This is a genomic window from Bacillus sp. AFS023182 (assembly GCF_002560575.1).
Taxonomy (GTDB): Bacteria; Bacillota; Bacilli; order Bacillales; family Bacillaceae_G; genus Bacillus_A; species Bacillus_A arachidis.
On the sequence record NZ_NTRO01000114.1, the window covers coordinates 1 to 9,730 of the forward strand.

The following is a 9,730-nucleotide window of genomic DNA, read 5'->3' on the forward strand; positions in this document are numbered from 1 at the left end:
GCACAAAAACAATGCGTATTCGAAAGTGAAATCAAGCATTCTAAGCCTGATTTTAAAAAACTACAAGAAAAGATACATAAGCTTACAGATGAAACCGGCGAATCACCCGAAATTGTATTCGAAGCAACAGGGATCTATTCCAGACAGCTAGAACGATTTATGCAAAATAACCAGTATACATATTGTTTATTAAATCCATTAGAAGCCAAAATACAATGTGATTCCTTGCGGATTCATAAGACAGACCGAAGCGACGCACACCGATTAGCTCTCACCCATTTTACAGTTACCCGAAGGGTATCTACCGAAACTGATAATTTATTCTATCAGTTAAAATCTCTATCTAGATTATATAGCGAACTGGATGATGAATTATCAATAATTCGCGGCCGTATGCATAAAGTAATCCAATTAACATTTCCAGAATTGGAAAGAATATTTACTAGTAAATCTGATTTATTTTTAAATTTTGTTCAACTATTTCCCCACCCAGATTGTGTTTTAGGTCTTTCTAAAACCATTATAAAAAATCGTATTCGTGCCAACACCAATAAAAAAATATCAAATATTACGGCGGAGAAAAAAGCGATTCAGATACTTGAAATAGCGAAAATTTGCTATCCTGCTGTTTCTCAGAACGATGTTCTGTGTGACCAGCTCAAATTATACGCAAGGCGCTATCAAGAGCTTCTTCACCAAAAAGAAAGCTGTATTAGCAAGATGGTGTATGTAGCTAAGCAACGTGCAGAATACGATATCATTCGCAGTCTCCCTGGGATTGGACCGAATACTGCCGTACGCTTGATGGCTGAAATAGGAGATATTACTCGTTTTAACAATAACAAGCAACTCAATGCATTTGCTGGTATTGATATACGCCGTTTTCAATCAGGTAAAACCTTTTTTAAAGATAAAATCAATAAACGTGGAAATAAGCATTTGCGGAAGCTCCTTTTCCTTATCATCCAGAACATGATTAAACAACGACGTTACGGACAAAATCATATTGTTGAGTATTACGATAAATTAAAAACGCAACCTTATAACAAGTGTCATAAAGTTGCGTCCATTGCATGTGTAAATAAATTATTGAAGCTTCTCTTCTATCTCATTACACATAATATGCACTATGATTATCGGTTAACCGCCTGAAACCATAGTTTCATCCATTATACCATATCTTCCCCCTAGTAAAAAATAGACACATATTAGAGGGATTTGGTTTGCATTTTAATTGGCTTAAAATTTCTGGCATTTAATCAATTATAACTCTAAAAAACATTTGACTAATCGTAAGAAAAGACACCCTAAGGTGCCTTCCTCCGACTTGAAACATATTACTTTGAATTAAACTATTTTATTTATTAACTTTAAAGTTTCCTTTGTAGCTTCCAATCTAACAGTTTCATCTTCAGAGTTTTTCATTAAGTATTTTAATGTTTCTAATGACTCTTTAAGTAGATCTTCACTATCTTCGATTTTAGTTATTGTTGATTCTTCGCCAGTAATAAATTGTTCTATTTCAGCTTCTTCCCACGTACCATTAAAACGGCATACAGTGCGAATAGTTTTGGTTGGACTTACTTTGAAACGGAAGATGGAAAATGGGATGGAAACTCAATTACCACTACTTACTCACAACCCAATGTGGAAGTTCATCTTGGCGCTGACGGCCGTGCACCTTATAAAATCGGTGGCACTCGTGTGGATGGGCAAACCTTGAGAGTTCAACTATGCAACCCAGTTACAAAGGCTTGTACAGCCTATCAATATTTTGGTGGCAGTGAGGGTTTATATAGTACTATTTTCACAGGAATGAAACCAGCTACTTATAGAATAGATATTATTGACCCTTTTTCTTCCTACCGAGTTAAAGGATATGTGGAAGCTGCAACATTTTCTTGGTAGTAGCTACTATAATATATGATAAATACAAATCATAAAAAAAGAACAACTCTTAGTTGTTCTTTTTTACATCCAAAAATCATCTTCATGTATGTTTTGCCCTAGCTTTTTCAATCCTCTTATAATTTGAGTAATCGTTGAGAATTTCGGTATATATGTTTTATCGTTGCACAACTTGGAAATTGTGCCCCTACTTAATTTAGCAGCTTTCTCTAATTCCCCTTGTGTTATCCCTTGTTTATCTAACCATTTACCAAATTTGCTACGTTTTTTACCTAATCCAAACACCTTTACCACCTCAGGCATAGCTTGCCCATTTCGTCATTTTTTTAAACCGAAGAAAAAAAGTGACATAAAGGCCAAACAGTGCAAAATACCTTTTACTATACCAAACAAATTACGATTCACCGTTCCGAATTGATAGCCTTTCAAAACTTTGTTTTACCTATTCCAAATAGAATTCTTTCACAGAATGATACTTCAGACATTACGAGATTATTATTTTCAATGATTTATAGCCATTTTGCTCTCTTCTAATCTATAGGGACTATTCTTTCAGAATAAGCAAAGAAAGGTGGTGTTCTACTTTGATATTCGAGTTAGTAAGTTCAGCAGCAGTTGGCGGTGTAATTCTTTTCACAAAAATGTATCAAAAAGGTGCGACAAATGATGCTTCTAAAATCCAACGTATTTGTGCTAATTGCGGTTTAAAAGTGAAAGAAGGGAAAGATACCAGGACAATACAGCTACTTCGTAAGACGAGAAATGAGTGGGGCGTGGAATATGCTTACAGGATCCCTCTTGGTCTTAGCTTCTCCGACTTCGAACAAAAGATGCAGCATCTAGAGGATGGACTGAACCATAAGAGCAAGGTTTACGATTTCAAACCATCAGACTTCAAATCTCTTCGTTTGCGAAAAGATATCTTAAAACAAATACAAAACATCATAAACAAGAAAAAAAGCGTTAGAATGGAAATTGAGCTGTCTTATGATGGTTTATTAAAAATACGAGTTTATGAGAAAGGGATTCCAGATTTTGTGAAGTTTGAGGAAGAAATGATGAAGCAGTGTAGGGGATGGGAAGTGCCGATAGGATTCACACGAGATGGATTAGTAAAACATGACTTTGATTCGATTGCACACATGATTTCAGCAGGGATGACGGATATGGGGAAATCGAATGTATTGAAGCTAATTATTACCTCCCTTATACGCAACCAATCAGAAAATACCAAGCTATTCCTAATTGATTTGAAGGGTGGTCTATCTTTTAACCGATATAGATTCCTAAACCAAGTCGAATCGATTGCGAAGAACCCTGACGAAGCCCTACAGACTCTAAGAGACCTGCAAAACAAACTGAATGAGAGAAACGAATACTTACTAGAAAAAGGATACGAAGATATAAAAGAAGCAGGAGATACCACAAGATACTTTGTCATCGTAGATGAAGCTGCCGACATGATGCCATATCAGGAGTGCAAGGACATCATTGTAGATATAGGAAGACGCGGCAGAGCTGCTGGTTTTCGTTTGCTGTACAGCACCCAGTATCCAACTAATGAAGCTTTACCATCACAACTCCGTCAAAACATCGGCGCCCGTGTTTGCTTCAGATTACAAACTGAAGCAGGGAGCCGTGCCGTATTGGATGAAGGAGGTGCAGAAACCCTTCCTAATATCAAAGGGCGTGCAATATACCAAACTAACGAAAAGAAGGTCTTACAGACAGTTTATATCGATAATAAGCAAATAGATAACATCATAAAGCCACACATCAATATAAGAGCAAGAAAGGAGCATGAAGATGCAAAAACTGGCCATGAAGGAAACGAGGATCGAAAATATTCTCTCGAGCTTGAAGAGATTGGGATTTTTGACTAGGAAGCAAATACAAGTTCTTCATGATTTAGGTGGAGACAGAAATGCATCGCGGGTTATGAAGGACCTTGAAGAATATGTATCTAGCTTTCGCTTTGGTGAAAAAATTTATTATCTCAACAAAGAAGGACGTGAGCGCATTGGGAGTAAAAAGGTGCTCAAACGTTCTAACCAATTTAGGCACTATATTATGCGGAATGATATCTATATCGCTTATGAATGCCCTAAAACGTGGAAACAAGAAGTTAAAATGAACGTAAAAGGCATGGTTTCTATAATTGCAGATGCTTTATTCAACGACGAAGGAAGATACCACATTATAGAAATAGATCACGAACAGAAAATGAGTGTAAACCGAGTGAAAATGCAGAAATATAAAAAATTAATTGACTGCAAAGTATTTGAAAAACCGCCCAAATTTACATGGTATACAACAACAGAATACCGCAGAAATCAATTAAAGAAGCTTTGCGAAGGTTTAGATTGCAACATATTTACAGTTACGGATTTCCATTAAAAATAGGGAGATGGTCCATATGGCAACTGAGACAATGAGCATCAAAGATTTTATGGATGGTAACTATGGAGCGAAGAAAAAGTGGAGCTTGTTCAAAAGGAAAGCAAAAAAATACGCACCTGTCGCAGTGCACATTAGTCTTGTGATCGGTAGTGCTATTATATTCAGCCAAATTATAGATATTCCTCATGGATTTGCTGCTGAACCTGGAAGTGATGTCAACGAAGTATTTAAAGATGCTCAATCAACTGATGGTAAGTTTAAAAATTATATAGATGGCCAACTGTATAATCGTATTGTGAATGCATTCGAGCCAGTAATATTTTTAATCAAAGCAGTGTCGTATCCAATCGCATCCGTTGTGGCGCTATGCGGTGGGTTGTTTATTATGGTGGGTAGCCAGGAACGGGGATTCAGTCTTATTTCAAGGGCAGGGATAGGATATATAGTGGTCCAAATGATTCCATTGTTTATGCGATTGCTTGTTGAGATTGCAAAAGCGATATAAAAAAATAGAAAAAATACCAATTAATCCATCAATTCAATTGGCTTAAGTCAATTGACGGTGTGTAATAAGAGTATAAAGAAAAGGAGGTGAACAAGGTGGATTGGGTAGTAATCTTAGGTTCCATAACAGCATTCGTAACCATTTACTCGCAACTATCTTCCGGAATTAAAAACAGCTTAGACATTTACTACAAAATCAAGGAAGAAAAAGAAAAGAGTCGTTCCCACCAAGAAACCGACTCAGAGTAGCACCACAGGAGAGGGAAACCTCCCTTGTACCTAAGATTATTATAACACATTCCGCTTTATCTTATGAAAAAATTCATCTTAAGGGACTTTCCAGTTGTTATCGTTTTGGGAGTAATTTTGTACCTGATTGACTATACCAATTTGCAAACCGCAGACTATATTTGTATTGCACTTAGTATACTTGCATTTGCAACAATAATTTTCAATTTGGTAACCACGTATATCAAGGAGAAGAAAGATGTATAAATTCGAAACCAAAGAAGAGTTGATTCGTTTTATTAATGATGAGATCGTAAATACATCAGAAGCCTTGGATATCTTAGGGTGTTCAAGGAAAAACCTAAACATGATGATAAAAAAAGAAAAAATAAAACCAATCAAAGAAATGGTTCGCGATCGACTATTCTTTAAAGAAGATGTTTTGAAAAGTAAAGAGCAAATGAAGAAATAAAAGTCCTATAGTCATGGGGCTTTTTTCTTTGCAGGAATTTTTTAACCATCATGGAATACTGTCACTAGGAGGTGTTGTGACGTTATGACGGACGAAATTGTTTATTCTGCTAGTGAAGTATACAAACGACTAGGAATAAGTGATAGCACCCTTAGAAAGTACATGGAAGTGTTGCAGCGAGAGGGATTTACAGTGAAGAAGGATAAGCGCGGCAGACGTGAATACACAGAACAGGACATTATGGTCATTGAGAAATTAATTGAGCTTAGTAAGCATGACGGTATGACGTTGGAAAAGGCAGCGAAGATGATTGCGCAGCGATTAGAAATCGCCAATCCAAATGTGGAGACAGAGGAATCACAAGAAACTGATCTAATCCCATTCCACATTCAACAGCAACTCCAGCAACAGTACAGCGTTATGGCGCAAGAAATGAATCAAAGCATGTTAGCGATGGAGAAGCGATTAAGTGAGCAGGCAGAGCAAAGAAGCAAACGAATTGAGGGAAGTATAGAACGGCATAATGAACGAGTTGAAAAACGATTAGAAGCACGAGATGAAAATCTCATGAAAACATTGCGTGAGATCCAGGAGACAAAGAAATTAATGCAGGAATTTCGTGAAGAGGTTGCAGCTGCAAAGGAGAAGAAAAAGCCGTGGTGGAAGTTTTGGTAAGGACAAGAAGAAGAACTGCCAGCCAGGGTAGGAACATATAAAAATAGAGTTGTAGAAAAAGAAAGAGTGGATTCCTTGTGAGAGTAGGTATCCACTTTTTTCTTGTGTTTGTTCGCACCAAAAATTAGGGAAAACGTAACATATTATTTATCTGTTTGTTTTTGCTTCTTTTTCAAATACTCCGCACGCAATTTTTCAAGTTGCTGCTTTTTATCAAATTTGGCAGGCGTCTGTTTTTCATGAAACTTTGCCACAGCTACCTGACCTTTGTAATCCAATTGATATTTTCCCACTTTGTTCACCTACTTATCTTGTCTTTAAAGAGAATCTATTCAACAAATATAATATACCTCTTATTTTACTGAAGTAAACCTTATTACTTTATTAGTTGCAAAGTTTTTTTAATACTTGTTAAAAAAACCTACATCCTCAATATTTTTCTACTTATATCTATCTTACATAATGATAACTGTCATACAATGAAGATAATATTAGGAAATTGTGAGGATGATTACGTTGATAAGATTTGTAATTAGTTATGCTGCAAGTCTGTTTGCTTTTATTTTCGGATGGTTCTTGATTGCATATATTTTTAATCCTAGCTTTATTCACCCGACCGTTGTATTTGGATTCATTAAAACTATCGTCATTTATGGTAGTATACCAGCTCTTATAGCTTGTCTAATTGGGGAAGTGTTATACAGGAAAATCAAACGATGTAGAGAGTTTCAATTTGGAATTCCTGTATTTATAGGACTAGCAGTTATCTATACACTTACACCATTTTTTTTATTTTTACTTTTACTTTTTCGCATTTTTTTAATTTCGTTGCACCTGTTATTATGGGGTCCTTAGCGTTTTATTTAGTACGTAGAAACTTCCGTTAACGATAATTATGTAAATGAGATAGTGGTGGTTGTGGAAAGGGGTTGTGCCATATATAGAGAAGCAGGAGTGTTTGGTTTTCTTGCTTAAAATAAAAAGATACATTTATCTAAAGATACAAAGATANNTATCTTTGTATCTTTAGATACATAATAACAAATAAAAAAGAAGTATCCTAAAAACAAGGACACTTCTGTCTTTTATTTATTTTCTAACGTCTCGTAAAGACGCTTGTACATATCTTTATATGCTTTAGAATGTCGATTTACCAGCTGAGTATCTACATAGCTTTCAACAAGTATATCAATGATGTTGTTAATTGATGTTTTATCCATACTCTCTTGTTCCTGAATAAATGGTTTAAGAGTATTTAGCTTTAGCAAAACGGCTGGTGAAATTTTGGCTGTTTTAGATGGAACTAAACGTTGATCTGGTTTCTCTGGTGTCTGTATTTCCTTTTCCGTGTTAGTTTGAACGTTTTGAATAGCTAAATCTGAACTTTCGGTAATAGGTGTTACAGTTACTACAAAAGATTTACTTTTATTTTCCAAAGGTACCACTCCTATTTAGTAATTACTTAAAGCTATTTATTGTTAGATGTTATGTTTTTTAAAATACGTTGCTCACGTTCAGTTAAATTATTAGCAATGTAGAATTCTAAAATTTCATCAATAAATTCGTAATTTTTCATACTCTTCATCGTACAAATGGTTTTAATTTTACTAAATGATTCAGGGGTTACTTTTATGTTCTTTCTATCTTGAGCTGTTAAAACTTTCTTTTGTTGTACGTTGCTGTTATTTGTACTTTGAACATTTCTTTCTGTATTAGCAGATTGTGCTATCTTCGGTTCTTGCGGTGTTTCCCTTTTGATTAAAGCCACTTATGTCAATCCCCTTCCCTAACTTAGTAAGTTTATTTTCTACGAAATACTTAGGTGTATATCTATATCCCGGTTCAATATCTCCCTCAGTCTCGAAAAGGTGAATTCTTTCTTCTAATTCAGAGAAAATATCACAGAATAAAGCTAGCATTCTCTTATCATGATGATCTTCAAATTGTAAGCCGATTCGTGGATACCATTCTAAACGTGCGTGATTGTTAATAATCGTAGTAAATACATTCTCTTCACCAAAAGTAGCTATTGTACTTTTAACAATTTCTTTGTGTAAAGCGCGCTTTTGTTGCAGTAATACAGGAAGTACTCCAGCTACTTGCATTTTTACGAGTGAACCAAAGTCATCGACTAATGTTTGGATGTATTCAAAGATTAAACGCTGACTTCCTTCATATGAAAATTGTTGAGTTTCTTGAACAACAATAATATAGTCGCTTGCTACCATCGCATTATCCACTTTTAAATCAGTTGAAGGTGGAATATCGATGAATATGTAATCGTAGTTGTATTTGATTTTTTCTAGCAATCTAGAAAGGTAAAAAGTTCTGTCTTCAATCGTATTAAAATTTTCAATTAAGAAGTCCGTGTATTTCCTCATATCATATCCGCATGGAATCATGTCTAGGTTTTCATGCAGCTGCACAATACCTTCTGATAAATCTCCATCTTCAAGACATTTCATTAATGTCTTTTGCATTTCGGTAATATTAAAAGATTTTGCTAAGAACGTTGTACCGTTCCCTTGAAGGTCAGTATCAATAAATAAAACTTTCTTATTAAAGATTAAAGAAGCCACAAGAGATTCCATACACGAATCAGTTGTTTTTCCAACTCCACCTTTTTGTTGGGCGTTGATTATGACGTATCCTTTTCTCACAGGAATCGCTCCTTTTAAATTTGTAATATAATTGTAACAAAGGATAAATGTATCTTTTTATCTTTTTATTCTCGATTTGATAATAACACGGGCTTGTACAAAAAGTAAAAGGGTAAATGTATCTTTTTTTGTATTTAATAGATTAACAAATTTTTTTGTGTACATAACTTTTAATGGAAATCCTATAAAATCAACGATAATTGATGTATCTTTGTATCTTTGTATCTTTGTATCTTTGTATCTAAAGATACACAAAGGTAAACTATGTATCTTTGTATCTAAGGATAAATGTATCTTTTTATCTTTTTATCTTTGTATCCTTCATTTAAGTTAACTAGATGACTTAAACCCACTTATAGGGGCATTTACAAACAAAAAAGCTTGTTGTAACGTAATAAACAACAAGCATCATTCTACAAAACAAAACATATTTTGATACTTTACATAAATGAAGATCGATAGAACAACTGAATATGAACAGAAAATAAAAAAGCCACTCCCATATGCTATCGGCTACCAACCTTTAGCGGGAATGACTCTTCTAGCTAGTGTACCACCACTTGGCTAGAATGAACTGTATTAACCCACAGGACTTCGGTTTAAGTAGTGTACCACCACTATCTTAAACAATTATGCCTTTCGTCTAGGCTTATTTGATATACCCATTTTATCTATGATTTGGCTAAAATTCAACTAGTAAATGCTAGAATTGATTTTTTGTAGTCAAAAAGATATATAAAGGGCGTTTCTAAACCTAGAAGTCTTGTAAATGTACAGGTCATTTAGGAATTGGAGATGCCTTTTTTGTTTTTTGTTCACGTGGAATTGCCTGAAACCACGTTAATAAAAACTGATAAGCCGTGATTCCGTGCTGCCATACATT

The 9,730-nt window shown here is 34.9% G+C and carries 13 protein-coding genes and 1 pseudogene; 9 read left to right on the plus strand and 5 right to left on the minus strand.

The window, feature by feature from the left end:
• Positions 1–1,152, plus strand: a 1,152-nt coding sequence (locus CN288_RS27030) for an IS110 family transposase (RefSeq protein ID WP_098303562.1), incomplete at its 5' end; no start/stop codon positions are given.
• Positions 1,153–1,512: 360 nt separating this feature from the next.
• A complete protein-coding gene (locus tag CN288_RS27035) occupies positions 1,513–1,908 on the plus strand; it encodes a hypothetical protein (protein WP_176527755.1) in 396 nt (131 codons plus the stop codon).
• Between the two features lie 63 nt (positions 1,909–1,971).
• On the opposite strand, the gene CN288_RS27040 is transcribed toward CN288_RS27035, so the two are convergent.
• Positions 1,972–2,211, minus strand: a complete 240-nt coding sequence (locus CN288_RS27040) for a helix-turn-helix domain-containing protein (RefSeq protein ID WP_081811098.1) — start codon at positions 2,209–2,211, stop codon at positions 1,972–1,974.
• A 281-nt stretch (positions 2,212–2,492) separates the two neighbouring features.
• Between CN288_RS27040 and CN288_RS27045 the strand changes: the two genes are divergently transcribed.
• The 6 genes from CN288_RS27045 to CN288_RS27070 all read left to right on the plus strand — a co-directional run bounded on the left by CN288_RS27045 (position 2,493) and on the right by CN288_RS27070 (position 6,187).
• A complete protein-coding gene (locus CN288_RS27045) occupies positions 2,493–3,791 on the plus strand; it encodes an FtsK/SpoIIIE domain-containing protein (protein WP_098303563.1) in 1,299 nt (432 codons plus the stop codon).
• On the plus strand, positions 3,730–4,305 hold the full coding sequence (locus tag CN288_RS27050; protein ID WP_255260067.1) for a replication-relaxation family protein: 576 nt from the start codon (positions 3,730–3,732) through the stop codon (positions 4,303–4,305). Before CN288_RS27045 ends, CN288_RS27050 begins: the two co-directional genes overlap by 62 nt.
• Positions 4,306–4,324: 19 nt before the next feature.
• Complete coding sequence (locus tag CN288_RS27055; RefSeq protein ID WP_098303565.1) at positions 4,325–4,813, plus strand: hypothetical protein; 489 nt, start codon at positions 4,325–4,327, stop codon at positions 4,811–4,813.
• A gap of 95 nt (positions 4,814–4,908) precedes the next feature.
• Positions 4,909–5,061 carry a hypothetical protein gene (locus CN288_RS29175; protein ID WP_176527756.1) on the plus strand — a complete coding sequence of 51 codons (153 nt, stop codon included), beginning with the start codon at positions 4,909–4,911 and terminating at the stop codon, positions 5,059–5,061.
• A 238-nt stretch (positions 5,062–5,299) separates the two neighbouring features.
• On the plus strand, positions 5,300–5,512 hold the full coding sequence (locus tag CN288_RS27065) for a DNA-binding protein (RefSeq protein WP_098303566.1): 213 nt from the start codon (positions 5,300–5,302) through the stop codon (positions 5,510–5,512).
• 84 nt (positions 5,513–5,596) lie between these two features.
• Positions 5,597–6,187: a DUF3967 domain-containing protein gene (locus CN288_RS27070; protein WP_098303567.1), complete on the plus strand. Its 591-nt coding sequence runs from the start codon at positions 5,597–5,599 to the stop codon at positions 6,185–6,187.
• A 143-nt stretch (positions 6,188–6,330) separates the two neighbouring features.
• On the opposite strand, the gene CN288_RS29180 is transcribed toward CN288_RS27070, so the two are convergent.
• Entirely contained in the window at positions 6,331–6,480 is a 150-nt protein-coding gene (locus CN288_RS29180) for a hypothetical protein (RefSeq protein ID WP_002172469.1), read from the minus strand.
• 214 nt (positions 6,481–6,694) lie between these two features.
• Between CN288_RS29180 and CN288_RS27080 the strand changes: the two are divergent.
• Positions 6,695–7,074 (plus strand): annotated as a pseudogene (locus tag CN288_RS27080) (hypothetical protein).
• Positions 7,075–7,272: 198 nt separating this feature from the next.
• On the opposite strand, the gene CN288_RS27085 reads toward CN288_RS27080, so the two are convergent.
• The 3 genes from CN288_RS27085 to prgP are packed head-to-tail and all read right to left on the minus strand — an operon-like array spanning position 7,273 to position 8,847.
• On the minus strand, positions 7,273–7,623 hold the full coding sequence (locus tag CN288_RS27085; protein ID WP_098303568.1) for a hypothetical protein: 351 nt from the start codon (positions 7,621–7,623) through the stop codon (positions 7,273–7,275).
• Between the two features lie 32 nt (positions 7,624–7,655).
• Positions 7,656–7,955 carry a hypothetical protein gene (locus CN288_RS27090; RefSeq protein WP_098303569.1) on the minus strand — a complete coding sequence of 100 codons (300 nt, stop codon included), beginning with the start codon at positions 7,953–7,955 and terminating at the stop codon, positions 7,656–7,658.
• Positions 7,900–8,847, minus strand: coding sequence for a ParA superfamily DNA segregation protein PrgP (gene prgP / locus CN288_RS27095; protein WP_098303570.1), 948 nt, complete (start codon positions 8,845–8,847; stop codon positions 7,900–7,902). Before prgP ends, CN288_RS27090 begins: the two co-directional genes overlap by 56 nt.
• Between the last annotated feature and the right edge of the window lie 883 nt (positions 8,848–9,730).

Excerpts from the sequence above, each read along its gene's own strand:
- CN288_RS27040 (WP_081811098.1), bottom strand. The coding sequence starts at position 2,211 with ATGCCTGAGGTGGTAAAGGTGTTTGGATTAGGTAAAAAACGTAGCAAA.
- CN288_RS27050 (WP_255260067.1), top strand. The coding sequence starts at position 3,730 with ATGAAGGAAACGAGGATCGAAAATATTCTCTCGAGCTTGAAGAGATTG.
- CN288_RS27055 (WP_098303565.1), top strand. The coding sequence starts at position 4,325 with ATGGCAACTGAGACAATGAGCATCAAAGATTTTATGGATGGTAACTAT.
- CN288_RS27065 (WP_098303566.1), top strand. The coding sequence starts at position 5,300 with ATGTATAAATTCGAAACCAAAGAAGAGTTGATTCGTTTTATTAATGAT.
- CN288_RS27070 (WP_098303567.1), top strand. The coding sequence starts at position 5,597 with ATGACGGACGAAATTGTTTATTCTGCTAGTGAAGTATACAAACGACTA.